Annotated in this window: 25 protein-coding genes; 6 read left to right on the forward strand and 19 right to left on the reverse strand. The window is 73.7% G+C overall.

Going from position 1 to position 23,339, the window contains the following annotated elements; genetic code table 11:
* Nucleotides 1–11: 11 nt before the first annotated feature.
* From ACFVSN_RS33085 to clpS, 7 genes are all read right to left on the reverse strand, one after another.
* On the reverse strand, nt 12–980 hold the full coding sequence (locus ACFVSN_RS33085) for a cysteine synthase (RefSeq protein WP_359960476.1): 969 nt from the start codon (nt 978–980) through the stop codon (nt 12–14).
* An 83-nt stretch (nt 981–1,063) separates the two neighbouring features.
* Nucleotides 1,064–1,342: a MoaD/ThiS family protein gene (locus tag ACFVSN_RS33090; protein WP_218200404.1), complete on the reverse strand. Its 279-nt coding sequence runs from the start codon at nt 1,340–1,342 to the stop codon at nt 1,064–1,066.
* 114 nt (nt 1,343–1,456) lie between these two features.
* A complete protein-coding gene (locus tag ACFVSN_RS33095) occupies nt 1,457–1,576 on the reverse strand; it encodes a putative leader peptide (RefSeq protein WP_327677307.1) in 120 nt (39 codons plus the stop codon).
* Between the two features lie 150 nt (nt 1,577–1,726).
* Entirely contained in the window at nt 1,727–2,158 is a 432-nt protein-coding gene (locus ACFVSN_RS33100; RefSeq protein WP_380435140.1) for a Mov34/MPN/PAD-1 family protein, read from the reverse strand.
* A 54-nt stretch (nt 2,159–2,212) separates the two neighbouring features.
* Complete coding sequence (locus ACFVSN_RS33105; RefSeq protein WP_380435139.1) at nt 2,213–3,667, reverse strand: amino acid permease; 1,455 nt, start codon at nt 3,665–3,667, stop codon at nt 2,213–2,215.
* 224 nt (nt 3,668–3,891) lie between these two features.
* Nucleotides 3,892–4,464, reverse strand: a complete 573-nt coding sequence (locus ACFVSN_RS33110) for a DUF2017 domain-containing protein (protein ID WP_380435138.1) — start codon at nt 4,462–4,464, stop codon at nt 3,892–3,894.
* A 93-nt stretch (nt 4,465–4,557) separates the two neighbouring features.
* Nucleotides 4,558–4,851 (reverse strand): ATP-dependent Clp protease adapter ClpS, encoded by a 294-nt coding sequence (clpS, locus tag ACFVSN_RS33115; protein ID WP_280680041.1) that lies wholly within the window; start codon nt 4,849–4,851, stop codon nt 4,558–4,560.
* Between the two features lie 152 nt (nt 4,852–5,003).
* Between clpS and ACFVSN_RS33120 the strand changes: the two genes are divergently transcribed.
* Together ACFVSN_RS33120 and ACFVSN_RS33125 are read left to right on the forward strand one after the other, a co-directional pair.
* Nucleotides 5,004–6,320: a nicotinate phosphoribosyltransferase gene (locus ACFVSN_RS33120; RefSeq protein ID WP_380435137.1), complete on the forward strand. Its 1,317-nt coding sequence runs from the start codon at nt 5,004–5,006 to the stop codon at nt 6,318–6,320.
* Between the two features lie 261 nt (nt 6,321–6,581).
* Nucleotides 6,582–7,169, forward strand: coding sequence for an isochorismatase family protein (locus ACFVSN_RS33125; RefSeq protein WP_380435136.1), 588 nt, complete (start codon nt 6,582–6,584; stop codon nt 7,167–7,169).
* Nucleotides 7,170–7,202: 33 nt separating this feature from the next.
* Here ACFVSN_RS33125 and ACFVSN_RS33130 read toward each other — a convergent pair whose 3' ends face one another.
* A complete protein-coding gene (locus ACFVSN_RS33130; protein WP_387957282.1) occupies nt 7,203–8,207 on the reverse strand; it encodes a hypothetical protein in 1,005 nt (334 codons plus the stop codon).
* A gap of 256 nt (nt 8,208–8,463) precedes the next feature.
* Here ACFVSN_RS33130 and ACFVSN_RS33135 point away from each other — a divergent pair, with 256 nt between their 5' ends.
* Both ACFVSN_RS33135 and ACFVSN_RS33140 read left to right on the forward strand, forming a co-directional pair.
* Complete coding sequence (locus ACFVSN_RS33135) at nt 8,464–9,003, forward strand: hypothetical protein (RefSeq protein WP_380435134.1); 540 nt, start codon at nt 8,464–8,466, stop codon at nt 9,001–9,003.
* Between the two features lie 467 nt (nt 9,004–9,470).
* A complete protein-coding gene (locus ACFVSN_RS33140) occupies nt 9,471–10,046 on the forward strand; it encodes an RNA polymerase sigma factor (RefSeq protein WP_387957284.1) in 576 nt (191 codons plus the stop codon).
* A 4-nt stretch (nt 10,047–10,050) separates the two neighbouring features.
* On the opposite strand, the gene ACFVSN_RS33145 is transcribed toward ACFVSN_RS33140, so the two are convergent.
* The 5 genes from ACFVSN_RS33145 to ACFVSN_RS33165 all read right to left on the reverse strand — a co-directional run bounded on the left by ACFVSN_RS33145 (nt 10,051) and on the right by ACFVSN_RS33165 (nt 14,467).
* A complete protein-coding gene (locus ACFVSN_RS33145) occupies nt 10,051–10,611 on the reverse strand; it encodes a DinB family protein (RefSeq protein WP_380435132.1) in 561 nt (186 codons plus the stop codon).
* A 78-nt stretch (nt 10,612–10,689) separates the two neighbouring features.
* Entirely contained in the window at nt 10,690–11,880 is a 1,191-nt protein-coding gene (locus tag ACFVSN_RS33150; protein WP_380435131.1) for a S8 family serine peptidase, read from the reverse strand.
* A gap of 84 nt (nt 11,881–11,964) precedes the next feature.
* Nucleotides 11,965–13,194 carry a WXG100 family type VII secretion target gene (locus tag ACFVSN_RS33155; protein ID WP_387591765.1) on the reverse strand — a complete coding sequence of 410 codons (1,230 nt, stop codon included), beginning with the start codon at nt 13,192–13,194 and terminating at the stop codon, nt 11,965–11,967.
* Between the two features lie 20 nt (nt 13,195–13,214).
* Nucleotides 13,215–13,691: a hypothetical protein gene (locus tag ACFVSN_RS33160; RefSeq protein ID WP_380435129.1), complete on the reverse strand. Its 477-nt coding sequence runs from the start codon at nt 13,689–13,691 to the stop codon at nt 13,215–13,217.
* A 77-nt stretch (nt 13,692–13,768) separates the two neighbouring features.
* A complete protein-coding gene (locus tag ACFVSN_RS33165) occupies nt 13,769–14,467 on the reverse strand; it encodes an endonuclease V (protein ID WP_387591768.1) in 699 nt (232 codons plus the stop codon).
* Between the two features lie 221 nt (nt 14,468–14,688).
* On the opposite strand from ACFVSN_RS33165, the gene ACFVSN_RS33170 reads away from it, so the two are divergent.
* A complete protein-coding gene (locus ACFVSN_RS33170) occupies nt 14,689–14,919 on the forward strand; it encodes a hypothetical protein (RefSeq protein WP_380435127.1) in 231 nt (76 codons plus the stop codon).
* Nucleotides 14,920–14,961: 42 nt separating this feature from the next.
* On the opposite strand, the gene ACFVSN_RS33175 is transcribed toward ACFVSN_RS33170, so the two are convergent.
* Entirely contained in the window at nt 14,962–15,717 is a 756-nt protein-coding gene (locus tag ACFVSN_RS33175) for an RDD family protein (protein WP_387591771.1), read from the reverse strand.
* A gap of 125 nt (nt 15,718–15,842) precedes the next feature.
* Nucleotides 15,843–17,378 (reverse strand): RDD family protein, encoded by a 1,536-nt coding sequence (locus tag ACFVSN_RS33180; RefSeq protein ID WP_387591774.1) that lies wholly within the window; start codon nt 17,376–17,378, stop codon nt 15,843–15,845.
* 412 nt (nt 17,379–17,790) lie between these two features.
* Here ACFVSN_RS33180 and ACFVSN_RS33185 point away from each other — a divergent pair, with 412 nt between their 5' ends.
* Nucleotides 17,791–18,207, forward strand: a complete 417-nt coding sequence (locus ACFVSN_RS33185; protein WP_380435124.1) for an SsgA family sporulation/cell division regulator — start codon at nt 17,791–17,793, stop codon at nt 18,205–18,207.
* A gap of 107 nt (nt 18,208–18,314) precedes the next feature.
* Here the strand turns inward: ACFVSN_RS33185 and ACFVSN_RS33190 are convergent, their stop codons facing one another.
* The 4 genes from ACFVSN_RS33190 to ACFVSN_RS33205 form a co-directional block, all read right to left on the reverse strand.
* Nucleotides 18,315–19,712 carry a glycosyltransferase 87 family protein gene (locus tag ACFVSN_RS33190; protein WP_387591777.1) on the reverse strand — a complete coding sequence of 466 codons (1,398 nt, stop codon included), beginning with the start codon at nt 19,710–19,712 and terminating at the stop codon, nt 18,315–18,317.
* Nucleotides 19,713–19,885: 173 nt separating this feature from the next.
* Complete coding sequence (locus tag ACFVSN_RS33195; RefSeq protein WP_387591780.1) at nt 19,886–21,466, reverse strand: cellulose binding domain-containing protein; 1,581 nt, start codon at nt 21,464–21,466, stop codon at nt 19,886–19,888.
* Nucleotides 21,467–21,639: 173 nt separating this feature from the next.
* Nucleotides 21,640–21,888 carry a hypothetical protein gene (locus ACFVSN_RS33200; RefSeq protein ID WP_380435121.1) on the reverse strand — a complete coding sequence of 83 codons (249 nt, stop codon included), beginning with the start codon at nt 21,886–21,888 and terminating at the stop codon, nt 21,640–21,642.
* A 25-nt stretch (nt 21,889–21,913) separates the two neighbouring features.
* Nucleotides 21,914–23,329 (reverse strand): sensor histidine kinase, encoded by a 1,416-nt coding sequence (locus ACFVSN_RS33205; protein ID WP_387957325.1) that lies wholly within the window; start codon nt 23,327–23,329, stop codon nt 21,914–21,916.
* Nucleotides 23,330–23,339 lie beyond the last annotated feature (10 nt).

The following is a 23,339-nucleotide window of genomic DNA, read 5'->3' on the forward strand; positions in this document are numbered from 1 at the left end:
CGCGAGGCGCCCTACGCCCAGAGCTGGCCCTGCAGCGCCTCGACGGCCGCCTCGGTGGACTCGGCGGTGTAGATGCCGGTGGACAGGTACTTCCAGCCGCCGTCCGCGACGACGAAGACGACGTCGGCCCGCTCCCCCGCCGCCGCGGCCTTGCGGCCGACGCCGATCGCGGCGTGCAGGATGGCGCCGGTGGAGACGCCCGCGAAGATGCCCTCCTGCTGGAGGAGTTCGCGGGTGCGCCGGACGGCGTCGGCGGAGCCGACCGAGAAGCGGGTGGTGAGCACCTCGGCGTCGTACAGCTCGGGGACGAAGCCCTCGTCGAGGTTGCGCAGCCCGTACACGAGGTCGTCGTAGCGCGGTTCGGCGGCGACGATCCGCACGCCGGGGACCTTCTCGCGCAGGTAGCGGCCGACGCCCATGAGGGTGCCGGTGGTGCCGAGGCCGGCCACGAAGTGGGTGACGGTCGGCAGGTCGGCGAGGATCTCGGGGCCGGTGCCGGCGTAGTGGGCGCCCGCGTTGTCGGGGTTGCCGTACTGGTAGAGCATCACCCAGTCGGGGTGCTCGGCGGCGATCTCCTTGGCCATCCGGACGGCGGTGTTGGAGCCGCCCGCGGCCGGGGAGGAGATGATCTCGGCGCCCCACATGCGGAGCAGTTCGCGCCGTTCCTCGCTGGTGTTCTCCGGCATGACGCAGACCATCCGGTAGCCCTTGAGCTTGGCGGCCATGGCGAGCGAGATGCCGGTGTTGCCGCTGGTGGGTTCGAGGATGGTGCAGCCGGGGGTGAGCCGGCCGTCGGCCTCGGCCCGCTCGATCATGTGCAGCGCCGGGCGGTCCTTGATGGAGCCGGTGGGGTTGCGGTCCTCCAGCTTGGCCCAGAGGGTCACGAGGCCCTCCGCGTTGCCGGGAACGGCGGCGGACAGCCGCGGCAGGCGGACCAGCGGGGTGTTGCCGACGGCTTCGAGCGGACTGTCGTAACGCAAGGGAGGCCTCCGGCCACGGCGGTGAGGGTCGGGAAGGTGGCCCTGCCGGCCCGCCCGCGCGGGCGGGCCGGCAGGGCCGGGGATCAGCGGGCGCCGCCGGCCACGGCGGGCAGGATGGTGACGCTGTCGCCGTCGGCGACGGCGGTGGAGATGCCCTCCAGGAAGCGGACGTCCTCGTCGTTCAGGTAGACGTTGACGAAGCGGCGCAGCTCACCGCCCTCCAGCAGGCGGGCGGCGATGCCCGGGTGGCGGGCGTCGAGGTCGGTGAACAGCTCACCGAGGTTGCTGCCGGTGCCCTCGACGGCCTTGGCGCCGTCGGTGTAGGTGCGGAGGATGGTCGGGATGCGGACCTCGATGGCCATGGGTGCGCTCCTGTGCGAGTCGTGAGGTGGGTGGGCCGCAGCGGGCGCGGCGGGGTGGCGGGTTCCGGGGCGCGGCACGGCCTGCGGCGGCGGGCCCGGTGGGGCGTGGGCGGCTCAGCGCGAGCGCGCGGGCGTGCCGGGACAGATCGCACTGGCGAGCCGGCACAGGTCGACGTGCAGGCGCGCCACGAGGCGGGTGCCCGGGGCCTGGGTGCTCACATCGACGGAACGCATGGGCTCATCGTATAGATTCCCGGCCCCGCTCCGACACGTCCGTCTCGGGATCCGGATGTTTTCGTTCCCTCTGGTGAGACTCGCCGGGGATGACGGCGGCCCGCCGCCCGTCCGGTGACGGTCGGCGGGCCGTGCCCGGGCGGGTGCGGGTCAGGCCGGGTAGGCCTCGACGACCTGGACGTCTTCCTCCGTGATCTCGCCGTCCACGATGCGGAACGAGCGGAACTGGTAGGCGTCCTCGGGTCCGTTGCCCTCGGCGGTGGAGACCAGGACGTAGTGGGCGAAGGGCTCGGAGGCGTAGCTCACGTCGGTGCGCGACGGGTAGGCCTCGGTCGCGGTGTGCGAGTGGTAGACGATCACGGGTTCCTCGTCGCGGTCGTCCATCTCGCGGTAGAGCTTGAGCAGGTCGCCCGAGTCGAACTCGTAGAAGGTGGGCGAGCGGGCGGCGTTGAGCATCGGGACGAACCGCTCGGGACGGCCGCTGCCGGCCGGTCCGGCGACCACGCCGCAGGCCTCGTCCGGGTGGTCGGCGCGGGCGTGGGCGACGATCCGGTCGCGCAGTTCTCGGGTGATGGTCAGCATGCGGTCAGGATAGCCACGCCCCGGCGGCTGTCCGCCGGGGCGTCCGGGGAGCGGTCAGCGGGTCTCGTCGGCGCCGGCCGGGGCGTGCAGGTGGTCGTGCGCGACGCCGTGGACGGCCTCGGGGCGGCGGCTCTTGAGCACCTGGTAGCCGACCACGAGCACGACGGCCCAGACCGGGAAGACGTACAGCGAGATCCGGTTGTCCTCGTCGAAGCCGATCAGGATGACGACCAGGACGAGGAAGGCGAGCGCGGCCCAGCTGACCCACGCGCCGCCGGGCGCCTTGAAGGTGGGGGCCGGCAGGTGGCCGGCCCGCCAGGCCTTGCGGTAGCGGATCTGGGCGATCAGGATCATCGCCCACGTCCACAGGCCGCAGACCGTGGCGACGGAGGTGATGTACTCGAACGCCCGGGCCGGGACGAGGTAGTTGAGCACCACGCCGGCGCCCATCAGGATGCAGGACAGGGTGATCGCGAAGGCCGGCGTGCGGCGGGAGTTGAGTTTGGTGAGCTGCCCGGGGGCCTGTCCGCGCAGCGCGAGGTCGCGCAGCATGCGGCCGGTGGAGTACATGCCGGAGTTGCAGGAGGACAGTGCGGCGGTGAGCACGACGAAGTTGATGATGCCGGCCGCGGCGGGGATGCCGATCTTGCCGAAGGCGGCGACGAACGGGCTGACGCCGGGCTGGAACTCGGTCCACGGTACGAGGGAGAGGATGACCACGAGGGCGCCGATGTAGAACAGCGCGATGCGCCAGGGCAGGGTGTTGATGGCGCGCGGCAGGGTCTTCTCGGGGTTCTCGCTCTCGCCCGCGGTGACGCCGACGAGTTCGACGCCCAGGTAGGCGAACATGACGATCTGCAGGGTCATCACGGTGGCGCCGATGCCCTTGGGGAAGAAGCCGCCGTCCTGCCACAGGTGGGTGATCGACGCGGTGTCACCGGCCTTGCTGAAGCCGAGGGTGAGCACGCCGATGCCGATCAGGATCATGCCGATGATGGCGGTGACCTTGACCATCGAGAACCAGAACTCGATCTCGCCGAACAGCTTCACCGAGATCAGGTTGGCCGCGTAGAGGATGACGAGGAAGGACAGGGCGCTGACCCACTGCGGGAAGCCGGGCGCCCAGAACTTCACGTACACCGCGGCGGCGGTGGTCTCCGCCATGCCGGTGACGACCCAGAACAGCCAGTACGTCCAGCCGGTCACGTAGCCTGCGAAGGGGCCGAGGAACTCGCGCGCGTACTCGGCGAAGCTGCCGGACACCGGGCGGTAGGTGAGCAGTTCGCCGAGGGCCCGCATGATCGCGAAGATCACCACGCCGGCGACGGCGTAGGAGAGGATCAGGCTCGGGCCGGACTTGGAGATCGCCGTCCCGGCGCCGAGGAACAGGCCGGTGCCGATGGCGCCGCCGATCGCGATCATCTGGATCTGGCGGCTGCCGAGTCCCCGCTCGTAGCCCTCCTCGTCCGGTGTGGCGTCGACCACTTGGTCGTACTGCTGCTCGGCCATGGTGCACCGTCCTGGGTGGGTCTCGTGGGGTGGAGAAGTCGTACCACGCAGGGTTCGGAGAGCGGTGTTCATCTGAGCGTTATTTGAGCATGACCTGGTATGGTTCGCCCGATTTGAACGGGAATGCCCCGGCAGATCGTCCACATCCTGGACAAATCAACCGGGGCACGCCCGTGATCAGGCACGATCGACCGCAGGCGGACGACCGGGGCGGCGCAAGGACCTCAGTCCGCGATCGCCTCCAGCAGCGACTCCTGGAGCGCGCCCAGCCACAGGTACGCCATGACCAGCGGCTTGCGCTCGTCGCCGTCCGGCAGGTCGTAGAGGCCCTGCTCGTCCTCCTCGGTCACCTCCAGCCGGGCACCCAGCGTCAGCCGCAGGTCGTTGAGCGCGCCCAGCCAGCGCAGGCAGTCCGGGGCGGGCAGCTTGAGCACGCCACCGCCGCCGAGGCCGTCCAGCGACCGGACGACGGACAGCGCGTCATCCCGCTTGCGGGCCCGCAGGTCGAGCTCGGTGTAGCGGCGGAACTCCGCGGCGGCCGCCTCGGCCTCCGCGTCCGCCGGCTTCGCCGGATCCCCGTAGGCGTCCGGGAAGAGCCGGGCCAGCGCCGGGTCGGTGGGAGCCTCGGTCGGCCCCTCGGCGAACAGCGCCGCCAGCGGGTCGGCGGCCTCCCCGCCCGGGCCGGGGCCGATCAGCTCCAGCATCTGCACTTCCAGCGAGCGCAGGATGGAGGCCTCGACCTCGTCCAGCGCGATCGCCGCGCTCCCGCCACCGGTGCTCTCGAACAACCCAGCCATCTGTATCGGTCAGCCCGTCTTCGTCGTCACTCGTCGTTCGCACATCGGCCGCACGCCGGCCGCACAGCGGGGATCCGCCGGGAGCCCTTGAGGTCAGTCGTGCTGCAGCGTGGCCCAGAGGCCGTAGCCGTGCATCGCCTGGACGTCGCGCTCCATCTCCTCGCGGGACCCGCTGGAGACGACCGCCCGGCCCTTGGTGTGGACGTCCATCATCAGCTTCCGCGCCTTGTCCTTCGGGTACCCGAAGTAGGCCTGGAAAACGTACTGGACGTAGCTCATCAGGTTGACCGGGTCGTTGTGCACGATGGTCACCCAGGGGGTGTCGGGCTCCGTCACCGGCAGTCCTTCGACCTCCGGGCGCTCGATCTCCACGGGCGCGACACTCACCGCCGGGTCCTCCTCGCTGCGCGTTCCCCGCGCTCGACGTCCATGCGCTTCCAGTGCCCATGCTGCCATCCGGGGGACCCCCAGGCGATTTCGCCCCGGCCCGGTCATGAGAAATCGTCAAACTGACGCTAAGTGGTAGTAGCATCATCCTCATGGACGCCACTTCAGTGCGCGCGGCCGGCTCGACCGCGCTGTTCACCGACCGCTACGAGCTCACCATGCTGCAGGCCGCCCTGCGCAGCGGGGCCGCGCACCGCCGCTCCGTCTTCGAGGTGTTCACCCGGCGGCTGCCGAACGGGCGGCGCTACGGGGTGATGGCCGGCACCGGCCGGGTGCTCGACGCGGTCGAGGACTTCCGTTTCACGCCCGCCCAGCTGGACTGGCTCGCCGGCCAGGGCGTCGTCGACGACGACACCCTGCGCTACCTCGCCGACTACCGCTTCACCGGCGACATCCACGGCTACCCCGAGGGCGAGGTCTACTTCCCCGGCTCGCCGCTGCTCACCGTCACCGGCACCTTCGCCGAGGCGGTGATCCTGGAGACCGTCATCCTCTCGATCCTCAACCACGACTCGGCGATCGCCGCCGCCGCCTCCCGGATGACCGCCGCCGCCGCCGGCCGCCCCGTCATCGAGATGGGCGCCCGCCGGGCCCACGAGCGGGCCGCCGTCTCCGCCGCCCGGGCCGCGTACGTGGCCGGGTTCGCCGCCACCTCCGACCTGGAGGCCGGCTTCACCCACGGCATCCCCACCACCGGCACGGCCGCGCACGCCTTCACCCTCGTCCACGACAGCGAGCGGGACGCCTTCCAGGCCCAGATCGCCTCCATGGGCAAGGGCACCACCCTGCTGGTCGACACCTACGACCTGCGCGAGGCCGTCCGCACCGCCGTCGAGGTGGCCGGGCCCGAACTCGGCGCCGTCCGGATCGACTCCGGCGACCTCACCCTGCTCGCCCACCGCGTCCGCCGCCAGCTCGACGAGCTCGGCGCCGAGAACACCCGGATCATCGTCACCTCCGACCTCGACGAGTACGCGATCGCCGCGCTCGCCGCCGCCCCCGTCGACGGGTACGGCGTCGGCACCAGCCTGGTCACCGGCAGCGGCCACCCGACCTGCGCCATGGTCTACAAGCTCGTCGCCCGCGCCGAGACCCCGGACGGGCCGCTGGTGCCCGTCGCCAAGCGCGCGGCCGGCGGCAAGACCAGCATCGGCGGCCGCAAGTGGGCCGCCCGCCGGCCCGACGCGGACGGCGTGGCCGAGGCCGAGGTGGTCGGCACCGGGCCCGTCCCGGCCGAGCTGGAGCCGCACCTGACGCAGGTGCCGCTCGTCCTGGCCGGCGAGACGGTCGGCCGCGAACCGCTCGGCGCCGCGCGCGACCGGCACGTCCGCGCCCGGGCCGCGCTGCCGCTGTCGGCCACTCAGCTCTCCAAGGGCGACCCGGTCCTGCCGACCGAACTGCACCTCTGAGCACCGGGCACGGGTGGCGGACGGCTCCACGGGCCTTCCGCCTCCGCGCGCCACTCCCTAGAGTCAGCCGTAGAGTTCCCATGGAGTCCCCGGGAACTCCCCGCGTACACCGTGACGACCGGCCGAGCCGGACGGCGGAGCGCCCGGCCCGCGAACGATCCGCGCGCGCTCACCCGCCCGCGGGCCGGGCGCTCCCGGGGACCACCACCACCGGGGCACCCGCTTCCACCGGACGCCCCCCACATTTCGAGGATGCGAGCCATGCACCGGGCACTGATCGTCGTCGACGTGCAGAACGACTTCTGCGAGGGCGGCAGCCTGGCCGTCGCCGGCGGCGCCGAGGTGGCCGCCGCCATCACCGACCTGATCGCCGAGTCCTCCGCCGGCTACCACCACATCCTCGCCACCCGCGACCACCACATCGACCCGGGCGACCACTTCTCCGCCGAGCCGGACTACGTCACCAGCTGGCCCGTGCACTGCGTCGCCGGCACCGAGGGCGTGGGCTTCCACCCCAACTTCGCGCCCGCCGTCATCTCCGGCGCGGTCGAGGCGGTGTTCGACAAGGGCGCCCACTCGGCCGCGTACAGCGGCTTCGAGGGGCTGGACGAGAACGGGCGCGGGCCGGTCGAGTGGCTGCGCGAGCGCCAGGTCGACGAGGTCGACGTGGTCGGCATCGCCACCGACCACTGCGTCCGGGCCACCGCGCTGGACGCGGCCAGGGCCGGGTTCACCACCCGCGTCCTGCTGGAGCTCACCGCGGGGGTCGCGGCGGGGACCACCGCCGCCGCGCTGGAGGAGCTCCGGGCGGCCGGGGTCGAGCTGGTGGGCGCTCCGGTGGTGCGCTGAGGCACCGCCAGTGCCACGGCACTAGCCGAGGAGCTAGGCGAGGAGCAGTTCCACCACGTCCGTCCCGCCCTCCCGGAAGGCCTCGCGCAGCTCGCCGCCGACGGCCTCCGGGTCGGCGGCCAGGCGCGCCCCGCTGACGTAGACCACCCGGATCCCCAGGTACTCCATCCGGTGCTGGCCCCCGCGCACCCACGCGGCCTCCCCCTCGCTGACGCAGCGCAGGTCCGAGTCCACCTCCACCGCGACGCCGCGCTGCGGCCAGTACAGGTCCGGGACGGCGATGTACGTGCCGCCGCGCATCCGCAGCTCCGGGCCGGCCAGCGGGACGGGCAGCAGCCACTCGTCCACCAGCCCGCCGAGCCGGTCCAGCACCGACTCCCGCTCGGCGGCCAGCAGTTCGTCCAGCGCCGCCCGCACCCGCGGCTCGGAGGTCAGCCCCGACTCGGCCAGTTCGGCCGCCAACTCCCGCACCGTGCACCGGCCCTCGGGCCGCGACACGGCCTCCCGCAGCACCGCCCGGACCGGCGCCGGGGCCATCCCGTCCGCCGTCCACTCGCACAGCGCGTCGGCCACCGCCCTGGCCACCGGCGCACAGGCCAGGCCGTGCACCGAGCGGGCCACCAACTCCCGTTCGGTGCGCCGGATCCGCACCTCGCCGACGTCCTTCAGGCGGCGCTGACGCGGCACCAGGACGTCCACCCCGGTGACGGCCGGCAGCCGCGGCACGGCGGCGAAGCCGTACAGCGCGAGCGCCGCCGTGCCGGTGATCACCGCGCCCTCGCGGCGGCCCTCCTCGCGGCCGTTCTGCGCCGCGTACAGCAGCGCGGCCCACATCCGCTGCTCCGGCGTGGGCTCCCCGACCTGCAGCAGGTACACCCGGGGCAGGACGCGCTGCCAGGGGCCGCCCCGGCGGCAGTGCTCGGTGATGAGACGAGCCGGCACGCCCCGGGCGCGCAGCTGGCTAGCGGTGACGACGTTCTGCTGACGCTTCGCCAGCTCCTCCAGGGACGGCGGCGGCGAGGGGATGCGGTAGGTCATGCCGACACCATCCCCAACCGCCCGGACCTGCGAGCCACCGCCTGACGCACTGTTACCCAACCGTCGCGAAACCGGGACCAGCCCGCACTAAAGTCCCCATACCCTCACTCTTTCGGAGTAATGGATGCCAATATGCTTGTCCTATCTGATCGAAAACGATCACCGACCAGGTCGTCTGACCGAGGGTGACCAAAGGCATACGGCGAGACACCCTCCAGGCGTCACTCCCGCCCGCCGGATTGCCTAGGCTTACGTCATGTCACGTGACGAGACCGCAGGCCTCCGCGCGGCCCAACTCCGCCTCGGCCGCCTGCCCGGATACGTCCGCCGCCCGGACCCGGCCCGCCGCAGCGGCGAACAGGGCCATACGTACAAGAAGGGGTGGGAGGTCCGCTTCACCGCCCGCAGCGAAGCCGAGATAGCGGAGATCCGCGACCTCGTCGTCGCCGCCGGCTTCGCCCCCGCCAGACCCTTCTTCAAGGGCCACCAGCTCATCCAGCCCGTCTACGGCATGGCCGCCGTCCAGGCCTACCTGGCGGCGAGACAGGCGGCCGAGGAGCACGCCGCACGCACCGCCCTCGGCCGCCGACGACGCGTCACCGGCGCGCACTCCACCCACCCCTGCGAGGAGAGCGCGGGCACGACCGCCGCCGCCGCGAGCGCCGCCGGAGCCGCCGCCGCGGCAGCCGCACAGCTCGCCCGCCGACGGGCCATCGAAACCTTCCCCGCCCAGACCGAACGCAGCACCGCCGCGGACGACCGCATCTCCCCCGTGGAGGCCCGCCCGCACCACTGACGGACCGTCAACCTCTCCACGCCCCGGGCAGCATGCCCCCGGGGCGTGGCCGCACCACCCCCGGACGCCGGGAATCGGGCGCCCCGGTCGTGCGTGCGGTTGCGCGCGCACGCCTTCGCGCCGTAGGCGTGGACGCAGGCCGCCACAAGGCCTACGGTGGCACATCAACCGCCGCGCGACCCACGCCGACCTCACCGACAGCACGCCCCCGCACACCTCTGACCAGCCTCGACACGCTCACCCCCACGCCCCAGCGGCACTGCGCACCACCCTCCCGCCGATCCCCCCGCCGCCGCCGCACCGGCCGCGCCCGCACCGCGCCGCACCCGCCGGCACGGGAACCGGCCGAGCGGCGGCGGGATCCGGGCATTCCATCCGATTGGTCACCCAGCGCACCGAGGGCCTACCGTAGAGTGAGCACAGATGATCGACCGTCAGACACCCATCTCCCTTGCCGAGAAGCCGAGATGACCAACCGCCACCCGAGCTCCGCCGAGCCGCCCCCGAGGCCCGGCGAACCCGCCGGCCCACCGGGCCGGGCACCGGCCGACGCACCCCCGAGCATGCCCGCGGGCGTTTCCGCGCGCACGCCCGCAGACCTGCCCGCGGACCTGGCCGCGGACCTGGCCGTCGACCTTCCGCTCGTCCTGCCCGCGGACGTGCCGGTGGACTTCGCCGCCTTCTGCGAACTCCACCGCCCGCGGTACCTCAGCTACGCCCGGGTCTGGCTCCCCGACCGCACCGAGGCGGCCACCGCGGTCCAACAGGCCTTCGCCGAAATCGCCGTCCACTGGCGCGAGTTGCTCGGCACCGCCAACCCCACCGCACACGCCTGGCAGATCCTGCGCGGCACCGTCGCCGAACACACGCGCCGACCCGTGCCCGCCACCCCGCAGCGCCACCCCGCCGACGACGACCTGGCAATCCTCCACTACGTCGTCGGCCTCGCCGCGCCCGAGATCGCCGACGTCATCGGCACCGACACCGCCAGCGTGGCCGGCCGGCTCCGCCGCACCATGCACCGCGAGGCCTCCGGCTGGTGAGGCACTACGCGTGCCGCACGCCGGTCACGTCGAACAGGTGGTGCACCGGGTCGTGGACCAGGTAGCGGGAGAACGACTCCACCGTGAACCGCGCCCCGTCACTCCGGCTCCCGGTCCGCCGCCACTGCTCCTCCCCCGCCACCGCGTCGAACGCCGCCGCCAGCACCTCGGCCGCCGCCACCAGCTCCTCCGCCACCACGGCGGGGCTCTGCTCCCCGTACCGCTCGGCGACGGCCGTCTCGTCCTGGTCCCAGTTGGCGAACAGCGGCCCGTCCTGCGTCAGCATCAGCCCCAGCCGCACGTGGAACAGCCGGAACACGTCCCGCACGTGGCACGCGTACTCCAGCGCCGACCACACCCCCGGCGCCGGCCGCCGGCGCACCGCGGCCCCGTCCGCCCCCAGCAGCGCCACCCAACCCGCCGCGTTCGCCCGGATCATGCCCGCGACGTCCTCCCGGACGACGGCCGGCGTCTCCAGCCCGCACTCCGGACAGGCGCGCTCCAGCACCCAGGTCCAGTCCTTGACGTCCGGCACGATGGCGGCGGTGTTCCCCGAATCACTCATGCCCCCAGCATGGAACCCGGCTCACGGCCCCGACCAGCACCATTGCCGCCAACACCCACCGAATTGCCGCCACGGCACCTACCCCCGCCGCACCCGCCACCACACCCACCCGGCAAGCCCCCCGACGAGCAGAACCCCACCCCCGACGAGCCCCCACACGACCCAGTACCACCCGGCCGACGCAGCAGCCCGGGGAACGACGGGCGCGGGGGTGTCGGTCGGCTCATCCGCAGCCGCCGAAGGCGGCGCCCCCTGTGACTCCTCTCGGGAAAGCAGCGGATTCTCCCTGGGCCCACCATCCACTTGAGGGTCCGCCGCCAATGCCCGTGCCGGCGCCACGATTCCATAGCCGTACCGGTCATTCGGCACGGCGGAACCGTCAACGGGCCGGGACGCCGTCTTGATCATCCGATCGATCACCTGCCCGGCGGAGAGTCCGGGATCCGCGGACCGGATGAGCGCAGCCGTGGCGGACACGTAAGCAGCGGCCGCGGAGGTCCCGTCCCCGACCCCGTAACTCGACGTCGACTTGGCCGAGGCCTGGTAGATGTCCACCCCCGGTGCCGCCATCGTCGTTTCTGCACCCGGCGTCGATCGCTCCCACACGCTGCCGGCGGAGTCCACGGCCGCAACAGCCACTACGCCCGGGAATGCGGCCGGATACTGCACCCCGCCCAAGCCGGCGCCACCATTTCCGGTGGCCGCCACCAGCACGACGTCGCGGGAGACCGCATAGGCCACCGCCTGTCGGGTCTGCGAGTCGAACCGGGACGTGCCTCCGACCGACATGTTGACCACCTTCGCGCCGTGGTCCACCGCGAACCGAATCGCCCCCGCAAGCTCGTTCTGCTGGTAGTCGGGGGTCTCACCGTTCATCCGGACCTTGACCGGCATGATCTTCGCCATCGGCGCCAGCCCCATGACACCGGCCAGCCTGCCGTGCCCGTGGCCCGCGATCAGACTCGCCATGGCCGTGCCGTGCCCATCGCCGTCGGCCCGGCCGTCCGTCTCCGTCCCGGTGAAGTCTCCGCCCGGCAGGACCTGCCCGGTCAGGTCCTGGTGGTCCTGATTCACACCGGTGTCGACGAGTCCGACGACCACGTCCTTGCCCTGGCTGACGGGCCAGACCTTCGTCTCGGCCTCGAACGTCCCGAGTGCCCACTGCTTGTCGCGGATCTGGTCCGCCGATGCCGGCGGCACGGACGCTCCCCAGATCAACGCACCCGAGGCGACGATCGCCGCCGCGCGCCCCGCCCGACTGCTCGTCAATCCCGGTCACCCCAATCGGCGAGGCGTCCCGCAGTTCACGGCCCGCGGGACGCGGTCAGATCACCCGTCCGTCTGCGGACGGGCTCATTCCACCACGTTCGGATTGACCCTTTTATCCGCTTCCCACGTTTCCGGATCCTCGATCAGGTAGTCGGGCCGCTTCCCCGCGCGCTCTCCGTCCTTCCGCCCGTGCCGGCCGCCGCCAAGCGGCACGCCCGGTGCCACTCCGCCCGTGGCGGCAGGGCCTGCTACGCCGCTCATCCGCCCCCTTGTGCCCAGCCCTGAACCGCCTTCGGTGAAGGCCTGCTTGCCTCGGGATCCCGACCCGGGCTGCGCGATCCCGCCGACAACCCCGCCTCCGGCGCCCCTCCCGCCTCGCCCCGTCGACTCTCCAGACCGGACCACGCCGGAAATGCCCGCCACCCAGCCACTCCCCAGCTGCCGACTGTTGGAGGCGCCCAAAGGGGTCGGGCCGGCACTCGGCGGTGGCTGCGCGACAGCAGCCGCCGCAACGCTCCCGAACCGTCCCGGATTCGGCACGGAAGCCCCGTCCAGGCCGGTACTCGGACCAACGCTCACCGGCCCCACGGGACCAGGCACCGCGCTTCCCTCGATCCCCAAGCCGGTGGGCACCGAAGCGACCTTCGGTGCCGTGGCGCCGGCTGCTGACCGCTCCACCCTGCCCGGTCGTCGCGGAGCAGAACCGCTCGCCGGCCGCTCAGATGTCCGCGAGGCACCCACGGCCGTTCCGGGCAGCACTACGGCAGCTGCCACAGGCTGGTCCTGCGGCGTGACATCACGAGCCTCCTCCAGCTTCCCCAGGTCGGGAAGGCCCTGTGGCGCCTTCAGCATCGGGGTTGCCGTGCGGTAGTGCATGGCCAGGGTCTGCATGACGGTGGCGGCTTCGGCCTTCTTGCGGGCGGCCAGCGGGGTGGGGTCGTCGTCGGTGAAGGTGGTGACGGCGTCCTTGAACTGGGCCCAGTTGCCGGGCTCTTCGGGCATGTCGCGCTTCGCCTTGGCGATGGCGTCGGCGACGTGGTGGAGGGTGTTGGCCGCGTCGTTGGCGTAGGCGGCGGCGTGGTTGATGCGCTCGGCGAGGTGGAGCATGCGGGTGTGGAAGGCGTCGCTGGTGGTGCCTTCCCAGGTCGTGGCGGCTTCGGTGCTGGCGCGGGTGAGGGTGGTGCGGATGGCCTTGAGGGTGTCGGCGGCGCGCCGCCAGGGGTCGCCGGCGGCCATGACCTCGCCGGGGTTGAGGGCGTGGACCATGGCACGCAGCTGGGTGTGGCTGTACGTGCCGAAGTCGGTGTAGGCCACGGGCGATTCGCCTCCGTTCGTCAGCGGTCGGACTTGCCGCCGTGGTGGGCGGGCGGGGCGGTGGTCCGCTGGTAGGCGGCCTGGCTGGTGGCGGAGGGGGCGGCCACGGACCAGCCGTCGGAGGCAAGTTGGAGCGTGCCCGCGGTGTGCCGTTCGTGTTCCTCGTAGGTGGTGGCGGTGAGCTCGGCCTTCTTCTGGGCTTCGTCGACGGCCTGTTGGAGCTGGTTGAGGATGTCGCGGAGCGCGTCGCGCATGGTGTCGTAGCGACCGTGGAGTTCGGTGGCCTCGGCGAAGGTGCCGAGGGCGGTGCGGCCGATGGTGCTCTGGCCGTGGGTAGTGGTGCCGTCGGCGCGGTGCTGGAACTCGGTGAGGAGGAGCCGCACTTGGGCGGCGAAGGCGCGGAGCTGTTCGACCTCGACCCGGTAGCCCCGCCCCGCGGCGCCTTTGGACCCCGTGCCCGTGCCCGTGCCTGTTCCCGTGCCAGTGCCCGCGGCCATCGGCGGCGCCTCCCCGGTACGTCCGTTTGACTAGGCCATGTCTAACACACGTGCGCCGCACCAAACCCGTTGTGGCATCAGTTCGTTGACGCCGCCTGCGCCGCCGTCAGCGCTCCGCGGCAGAGGTGGTCGGCGTGGCGGGTGGTTTCGGGGAGGCGGTAGCGGCGGGCGAGGTGGAGGGTGGTGGCGACGGCGGCGTCGAGGCCGATGCGGTGGCCGACGGAGACGAAGACGGGCTTGACGCCGGGCTGGGTGCGGAGGGCCCGGCCGACCTCCTCGCCGGTGGCGGGGTCGGTGAGGGGGCTGGTGGAGCCGCGCGGGGTGTCGGGGGCGTCGTGGTCGAAGGTGAACGGGGTCTTGGCGACGCCGAGGGTGCGCAGGCCGGTGAGGACGCCGAGGTGGCTGGCGAGGCCGAGGCGGCGGGGGTGGGCGAGGCCGTAGCCGTCGCAGACGACGAGGTCGGGGGTGCGGGTGAGGCCGGCGAGGGCGTCGAGGACGGCGGGGATCTCGCGGAAGGCGAGGAGTCCGGGGACGTACGGGAAGGGGATCCGCCCGGCGGCGGTGGCCTGCTCGACGACGTCGAGGGTGTCGGCGTCGAAGAGGACGGCGGCCGCGACGACGAGGTCCCGGTCGTCGTCGTAGGCGACGTCGACGCCGGCGACGAGTCGTACGGCGGCGGCGTCCGGGTCGTCGTGGGCCTGGACGAGCGGCCGGAGGCGCTCCTGTTCGGCGCGGGCCTCGGCCTCGGTGGTGGGCCAGTCGGCGGGGATGGGCACGGGCGGTTCCCCCTGAAGAGTGAAGGGTCGGTCCCGATCACCGTACCGAGGGGCCCGGACGACCCCGGGGTGAGCCCGTGCGCCCCCCGTGCCCCGGGGCCGCCGGCTTAGCCTGGACTTACCGAACTCCTGTTCCGGGTAGGACTCCTGGCGGCCTGCACCACCACGCCGGCCAGATCCCCCCGACCGCCCGTTTCCCCCGACGTGCGAAGGACCCCGCCATGCCGCGTCCGTCCGCTGCCCAGCTGTTCCTCGGTACGTTCACCGTCGTCGCCACCACCGTGGCGCTGCTGGCCGTCTCGGGCGCCTCGGGCGTCCTGGAGGTCGCGGTGCTGGTGGGGTTCGCCCTGGCGCTCGGCACGCTGGTGGCGCTGCTGCCCCTGCCGTCGAGGTCCGGGCGGACGGCCCGGGTGCCGGCGCCGGCCGGGCACGAGTACGCCCGGCAGCGCTGATCCGCCGCCGGGCGTCCCGTTCGGGCGTCGCCGCTCCACCGGTCAGGCCGTGGAGACCACCACGGTCTTCGCGGCCTTGTCGTGGATGCACTGGCGGTAGGGCTTGTCGAAGACGCCGAAGAGCCCGTCGATGATCCACCACAGGACGGCGCAGCAGAGCACGGCGGGGAGGATGTAGACGGCGGCGCGGGTCCAGGCGGCCGACTGGGTGGGCGAGTTGCCGTCGATGAGCATGGCGACGCGGACCTTCATCGCCTTCTTGCCGAGGGTCTGGCCGTCCCGGCCGAGCATGAGGCCCTCGTAGACGAGGTAGAGGGCACAGGCGAGCCAGAACGCGCCGGTCTCGCCGGAGCGGTCGCCGAGGCTCGCGAAGGGCAGGACGAGGAGCACGCCGACCACCTGGACGAGCAGGTAGTCGATGATCCGGGCGAGGATCCGGTTGGGCCAGCTGCCGATGGGCGGCATCCCGGGCACGGGTCCGGCGCCGGGGGATCCGTAGGCGTTCGGGTCGTGGCCGGGCGGGTTCTGGCCGTAGGGATCCTGTCCGTACGGCGGCCGGCCGTAGGTCTGCTGCCCGTACGGGGCCTGCCCGTAACCGGGTGCGTCCTGGGGCGTGCCACCGTACGTGCCGCCGTACGCGCCGGGGCGGTCCTGGGGGGTGTCGGCGGGCGGCGGGCTTCCGTACGGGTCCGACGGCGTGCCTTCCGGCGTGCCGCCGCCCGGCTGCGGGGACTGCTTGTCGAAGGAGGGCTTGCCGCCCCCCTCCGGCTGAGGGCCTGAGGGGTCGTGGGTACTCATGCCCCGAGTAGAACATCACACATTCTCAGGGTTTGGGATATTCAGTCCGTTTTGCATGGTGAGGGCGGTGAGGGCAGTGAGGGCGGTGAACGCGGTGAGGGCAGGGAGCGGCCGAACTCCGCCACTCAGTCGCGGACGACCCGGGTGCGCGCCGCCCGGTCGTGCCAGCCGCGCCGGGCCGAGCGGTCGAGCAGCGGCCAGAGCAGGGCGACGGGGACGAAGAGGGAGAGCTGTCTGACGACCCACCGCAGCAGTGACCGGCCGAGGCTCAGCCGGGTGCGGACGGCGGCGCTCGGGGAGGCGGCCGCGTCGGCCACCCGGATCCCGGTGAGCCGCTTGCCGAAGGTCTGGCCGGTGCGGGCGGTCGGCAGCACCTCGTAGAGCAGGCTGACGAAGAGCAGGATGCCGAGCAGGACGGCGATCTTGCCGACCACGACGTCGTCCACGAGCCACACCTGGACCTCGTGGCGGCTGAGGGCGCTGGCCATCCGGGCCTGGTCGAGCTTCTGCTGGATGTGGTCGGACACGGAGTTGCCGAGCGGGATCCCGGCCGCGGTGGCGACGACCGCGAGGACGGCGGTGTCGACGGCGCGCGCGGCGAGACGCCGTCCGAGCCCGGCGGGCGGGGCGGGGGCGGGGCGGCGGCGCTTGGCGGCCTGCCGCTGCGGACGGGCGGCGGGGGTCGGCGCCGGGGCCGGGGCCTGGGCCGCCCCCGCCTCCGCAGCCTTGCCGGGCTCTTCCGAAGCGGGGGCGGATACGGCGAGAACCGGTTCTGCCACCGTCGCCCGCACCGGCGCCCGCACCGCCACCGAAGAAACCGGAGAAGCCGAAGAAGCCAGAGAATCCGAAGAAGCCGGAGAAGCCGAGGACCCCGGAAAGGCCGGAGAAGCCGGAGCAGTCGTGGAAGTCGTGGCAGCCGGCGCAGCCGGAACGCCCGCGACGAGCACCGCCGCAGGGCCGCCGGCCGCGCCGACCGCCACCGGATCGGCGTCGACCGCCGCCGCCTCATCAACCGGAGTACGCCCCTCGCCCGCGCGCCCCTCTTCTTCCCCGGGCGCCTCCGGAAGCACCCCCCACGAGACCCAGCGCGGCGCCCCGCCCGGCTCCATCAGCCCCCGCTGCGCCCGAGGATCGACCTGCCACCCGGACGCGTCCACCGCCATCGACGGCTCACCGGAGACACCGGAGACACCAGGACCACCGGCCTCCTCCCCGCCCGTCCGGAACACCGGCCCGCCGACCGGTTGCACGACCGGCTCCACTGCCGGCTCCACGACCGGCTCCATCCGCGGCCCCACGACGAACGACGCCCCGCCCTCCGTCTGGTCCAGGTACACCGGCCCGGTGTCCCCGGAGGCGCGCTCCCCGGCGCCGCCCCCGCCGTCCGACGCGGCGGGCTCCGGTTCCCGGGCGGGCGCGGGCGGCGGCACCGGCCGCACCCCTGCCAGGGCACCGGCACCGGCCCCCGCCCCCGGCCGCCGGGCCGCGAAACGCGGCGGCTCCAGCACCTCGCCCTCCGCCGGGGCGGGCCGGCTGGTGCCCGGCACCCAGGCGGAGCCGCCCCAGTACCGGACGAAGCCCGGGATCGAGGGGTCGGGGTAGTAGCCCGGCTCGGGCCCGACCGCCGTGTCCGCGCCGCCGGCGAAGGACTGGTCCGTCATGCAGGGTCTTCTTTCCTGGCAGGTCCCGGCGGCGCCACCGCGGCACGCCCGCCCGGCGGGCCCGCGGGCGGCCCGGGGCGCGGCGGGCGGCTACGCGGTCGGTGCGTGCGGGGGCATCACCGGAAGGGCGGACAGTCGCCGGGCAGTCACAAAGGGTAGTACCTCGGCGGACCGGTGACGGGAAGTTGGCGAATCACCGGACACCGGGAGCCCGCCCGGGGTATGGGATCCGGCCGCGCCGCCCCCTGGCGCGCGAATGCGGTCGCGCGCCCTCGCCCCATCCGTTCACAACCCCGGGCCGAACTTCCCGAAGAAATTCCGGAAACACGAGTAAGAGCCGGTGCGGACCGCTCTCTCAAAGGTCACAGGGCCCGAAACCGGGCACGAACCGAAGGCAGAGAGGAAGACGATCATGGATCGCCCCGTCAGCGTGGTCGAGCACGAGCTGGAGCTCAACCTGGTGCTCTCCCCCGAACACAGCGTCCCCGTCCAGGCCCGCCTGTCGTACGGCAGCCACGACCCGTACGCGGTCTACATCACCTTCCACCTGGACTCCGGCTCCCCGGTGACCTGGGTGTTCGCCCGCGAGCTGCTCGTCGAGGGCACGTTCCGCCCGTGCGGCCAGGGCGACGTGCGAATCTGGCCGACCCGCTCGGGCCGGCGCAGCGTGCTGTGCCTGGCACTGAGCTCCCCCGCCGGGGACGCGCTGCTGGAGGCGCCGCTGCCGGTCGTCGCGGCCTGGCTGGAGCGGGCGCACCGGCTCGTCCCCCCGGGCAGCGAGCTGGCCGCGCTGGACATGGACGGCTCGCTCGCCGAGCTGCTCGCGTGAGGATCCGCCCCGACGGGGGCACCCGGCCGGACGGGGACCGGCCGCAGCGGCACCCGGCCCACCACCGGCCCGCACCCGACCCGACGCCGGGCCGGGCCCGGCGCGGCTCAGCGGGCCGCGGGGGCCTGCTGACGCTCGCGCGCGGCGCCGGGTCCGCCGTCGCGCTGCCCGGGCAGCCGGACGACCGGTGCGCCGCCGGCCCGCCGCCGGGCCCTTATCCGGATGGCGGCGGCGAGCAGGAAGCAGAGCCCGACCCACGGGTAGACGGAGGTGGGCAGCTGGCGCAGCGGCCCCATGTGCAGGACGGCCGGCCCCTGCGGCTTGGCGGCCCACATCGCGAAGGAGAAGAACGCGAGGAGCGTGGCCCAGAACGCGGCCCGCCAGCGGACCCTGCGGACGGCCGCCGGGCGGGCGTGCTCGACGGAGGCCTCGGCGGCGAGCAGGACGAGCACCGGCACGCACCACACCCAGTGGTGGGTCCAGCTGATCGGGGAGATCAGCACGGCGGTGACGGCGGCGCAGCACACGCCCCAGGCCTCGGCGCGCGGCAGCCAGCGGGAGCTGCGGGCGGCCCAGGCCGCGACGAAGAGCCCGGCGACGGCGGCCGCGCCGGCCCCGAGGGTGGCGAGGGTGCCAGGGTCGGCGGTGTGCAGGAGGCGGGCGAAGGCGCCGCGCAGCGACTGGTTGTCGACGATCTCGGTCTTGCCGACCCGGGACGAGTCGTAGAGGTACTTGGTCCAGAAGCCCCAGGTGGCGTCGGGCAGGGCGACCGCGCCGATCAGGAAGGTGCCGAGGAAGGTGAGGCCGGCCACGAAGGCGGCCCGGATCCGGCCGGTGAGCAGCAGGTAGACGGCGAACAGGCCGGGGGTGAGCTTGAGGCCGGCGGCGATGCCGATCGCCACGCCCTTGCTGCGGCGGGCGTCCGGGCGGGTGAGGTCCCAGAGGATCAGGCAGGCGAGCGCGAGGTTGATCTGGCCGTAGCGGAGCGTGGTGAACACCGGTTCGAGCCAGACGCCGCAGCCGGTCACCAGGATCACGCCGAGCGGCCGCAGTTCCCTGCGCGGCCAGCCGACCAGCTTGAACGACAGGTGGGTGAGCAGCGCCAGCAGCCCGAGGTTGCCGAGAGTGATCGCCACCCGCAGGAACGGCACCGGGAACCAGGTCGTGGGGACGAACAGCATGGCCGCGAACGGGGGGTAGGTCGCGGGGAGGTTCCACTCGGTGACGCGCAGTGCGTACAGGTCGGTGCCGTTGGCGACGGCGGCGCCCTCGGCCCGGTAGACGATCATGTCGACCATCGAGGTGTGCACGAAGTGGCGGACCACGGCGTACACGACCAGGGAGAGCAACGCCACGGCCGAGACGGCCAGCAGCGGCCGGCGGGGGGCCTCGCGCAGGGAGCGGACGGGTGCGCCGAACGCGTGCTTCAGCCGTTCCGACAGGGGGCCGGGCGAGGGGTCGGGTGCGGTCCGCACCGGGCTGCGCTCGTCTTGCACCGCTGTCACTGTCCACTCCGTCCACCGCTCGGCCAACCAGCGACGATACCGGATGGCCGCCGGGCGGGCCCGGCCACGAACGGTCACGCAGGGTGACGAAAGGCCCGGGCCGGGTGTGCTCCGTCGCGGATCGGAGCACGCCCGGCCCGGGCGCGAGGAGGGGAAGCGGGTCCGGCCCGAGGTCAGCCGGTGTAGGCGCCGAAGGCCCGGGTGAAGTCCAGCGGCTGCTGGACGATGCTGCTGCAGCTCGCGTCGGCGTAGGCCTTCGCACCGCCGTCGCAGGCCTTGTCCCGGGTGCCGGACCACATCGCCAGCCAGGCCAGGTGCTTGCCGGCGGCGAAGTCGGCGAGCTGCTTGGCGTCGGCGACGGTGAACACCTCGCTGGCGACGTCGTTGACGCCGATCATCGGGGTGACGGCGACCTTGCGCCAGGCGGCCGCGTCGTCCAGCCCGAGCACGCTCTTCACCTGGGCCTGGGTCGCGGTGGCCGCGGCGATCGCGTACGTGCCCATCCGGCCCTGCGGGTTCGGGGCGACGCCGTCGCCGAAGTCCATCGCCATGATGTTGACGGCACCGATCGCGACGCCGGCGGCCTTGGCGCCGGCGACCAGGTCGACGCCGTCCTGGGTCAGGCCGGAGGGCAGCGCGGGCAGGGTGAAGGAGACGTCCAGGGACCGGCCCTTGGCGGCGGCGGTCCGCTGGAGCTGGGCGATGGCCTGGGCGCGCCGGCCGTTGGCGGCGGCGTCGGCGATCGCGCCGCCCTCGACGTCGAAGTCGAGCCGGGTGAGGCCGTACGCGTCGACGACCTTCTGGTAGGCGGCGGCCAGGTCGGCGACGGAGGAGCACGCGGCGGCGAGCTCGGTGCCGTTGGCGCCGCCGAAGGACGCCCGGACGTCACCGCCGGCCGCCCGCAGCGCGCCGATCTGGGCGGCCACGGCGTCGGTGGAGAGGTCGCTGACGCCGCCCCACTTGGGGGTGCAGCCGCCGCCGGACACGACGAACGCGAGGTTGAAGTTCTTCACGCCGGTGGCCTTGGCGGTGGCGACCAGGTCGTACGGCGGGTAGAGCGAGGTGTCGACGTACGGGGCGAAGCCGGCCCCGGCGGCGGGCGGGGGCACGGGCACACCGGTCGCCGTGGGGGTGGGGGCCGGGGTGGTCGGCTTCGTGGTCGCCGTCGCTGTCGCGGTCGGGCTGGGCTTGGCGGTCGCGGTCGCGGTGGCGGTCGCCGTCACCGTGGGGGTGGCCGTCGCGGTGGGAGTCGCCGTGGCCGTCGCGGTCGGACGGCCCGAGGGGGTGGGCACGCTGCCGTCGCCGCCCTTGCAGGACGTGTGGTTGATCAGACAGTTGGCCGGCTCGCCCTGCGCCGCGCCGGCGCCCTGGGCGACGAAGCCGACCACGACGCTCTTGCCGGGCTCCAGCCGCTTGTCCCACGACTCCGGCCGGACGGTGACGTGCTGCCCGTCGGCGGTGAAGGTCGCGTTCCAGAGGGAGTCGATCCTCGCCCCGGCCGGGAGGTCGAAGGTGAGCGTCCAGTCGTCGATCGCCGCGGCGTCCGGGTTGGTCACCAGGTACTGGCCGGTGTAGCCGGAGTCCCAGGTGCTGGTTCGGCTGTAGACCGCGCCGAGCGAGGCGGCGCTCGCCGAGGTGGCGAGGACGACGGCACCGCCCGCGACCAGTGCGGCGGCCACCGCCGAGGCCCCGATGACGGCGCCCCTGCGGCTGCGCCTGCGGTGGCCGGAACGGCGGTCGGGCTGGATCGTCATGGGCGCGCTACCTCCGCGGGTGCCTACGGGAGACCGCCGGCCGGACGCGGGTGCGTGGATGTGTCCGGACGGCCGTCCCGGCTCGGTCGGGTGACCGGCGGGACCGACGCTAGCGGCGCCGGAGGGCCCGAACGGGCCTGCTGAGCGAGGGGTAGAACTCCCTTAGGGGGCCGTTAAGGAAGACGTCCGGAGCGTCGGTCGGCGAACACGCTCAGGAAGTAGGCGGCGGCCTCCGGATCCGGCGCGGTGCCGATCCGGCCGGCCGGCGCGGCGAGCTGCCCGGCGTCCAGCGGGAAGCACGCCGTCATGTCCGGGTGGTCGCCCACCACCCGGACGGCGTCGGCCTCGGTGAATCCGGGCAGCGGGTACTCGGCGAGCAGCGCGTCGCCGTCCCGTTCGAACGCCTCGACGTACCAGCCCATCCCGTGAACTACCTTGCACGAACGACTACTTCTGGAACAGCGTGGCACGGCTGCGGCGCCGCCCGGTGCGCGGGGAGGCGACCTCCGGGCGGGTCCGCAGGCGCAGGCGGAGCTCGGCGCCGCCGAGCACGGCGGAGCGGCCGAGGGCGAGGTCGCCGCCGGTGGACTCGGCGAGCTTGCGGACGATGTCCAGCCCGAGGCCGGTCGAGCCCTCGCCGCCGTGGCCCTCGCCGCGCTTGAGGGCGGCGGCCGGGTCGCTGAAGCCCGGGCCCGCGTCGCCGACCAGCACGATGACCGAGCCGTCCGTCGCGAGGACGTCCACCGAGAACGCGGTGCCGACCGCCGTGTGGCGGAACACGTTGCCGAGCAGCGCGTCCACCACCGCGGCCAGGTCGCCGCGCTGCACCGGCACCGGCAGGGCCCGGTCGGCCCCGGCGAGCTGCCAGCGGCGGCCCTCGTCCTCGGCGAGCGCGGACCAGAAGCCGACCCGCTCGCGGAGCACCTCGGTGACGTCGCAGCCGACGGCGACGACGGGCGCGTCCCCGGGCGAGCGGCGGGCGGAGCGGATGATCTGGTCGACCTCGCGCTCCAGCTGGGCGACGGCGTGCCGGGTGGCGTCGGCGGCGTCGCCCTCGCCGAGGGAGGCGGCGTTGAGCCGCAGGACGGTGAGCGGGGTGCGCAGCCGGTGCGACAGGTCGGCGGCCAGTTCCCGTTCGGCGGCGAGGAGTTGGACCACCCGGTCGGCCATCGTGTTGAACGCGTGGCCGGCCTCCCGCAGTTCTTCGGGACTGCCGGCCGCCACCCGGCCGTCGACCGGCACCCGGACGGCGAGGTCGCCCGCGCCCAGCGAGCGGGCGGCGGAGGCGAGCCGACGGGCCGAGGCGACGATCCGGGTGCCCATCCGGTCGGCGACCAGCACCGAGATGGCGACCAGGCCGAGCGCGACCGCGGAGAGGACCAGCCAGGCGGTGGCGACGCCGCGGGTGAGGTCGCCGTCGGCGACGAACACCTCGACGACGGCCGTCCGGCCGGTGTCGACCGCGACCGGCTGGAGGAGCGCGTAGCCGCCGGGCACCCCGACCGTGAAGGAGCGGCCCTGTCCGCTCGCGGTGGAGACGTCGGCCGCGGCGGCCCGGGCCTGACCGATGGTCGGTCCGCCGGGGCCGCCGTCGCCGGGCGCGACGGCGGGCGGCACCCTGGCGGGCAGGTGGACGGCCATCCGGTTCTGGGCGCCGGCGTCGGTGCTGGCCAGGGCGCGGTCGATGGCGTCCTGGTCGGTGGTGATGGCGAGGGCCGGGCCGAGCGCCGCGGCCTGCCGCTCGGCCGCGGTGAAGGCGCGGTCCCGGGCGGTCTGCTGGACCATCAGGCCGAGCGGGATGAGGAAGGCCAGCGCGACCATGGTGGTCCCGGCGACGGCCGCCTTGATCAGCGCCCAGCGCAGCGAGAGCCCG

Source organism: Kitasatospora sp. NPDC057904 (assembly GCF_042887925.1).
Classification (GTDB): Bacteria; Actinomycetota; Actinomycetes; order Streptomycetales; family Streptomycetaceae; genus Kitasatospora.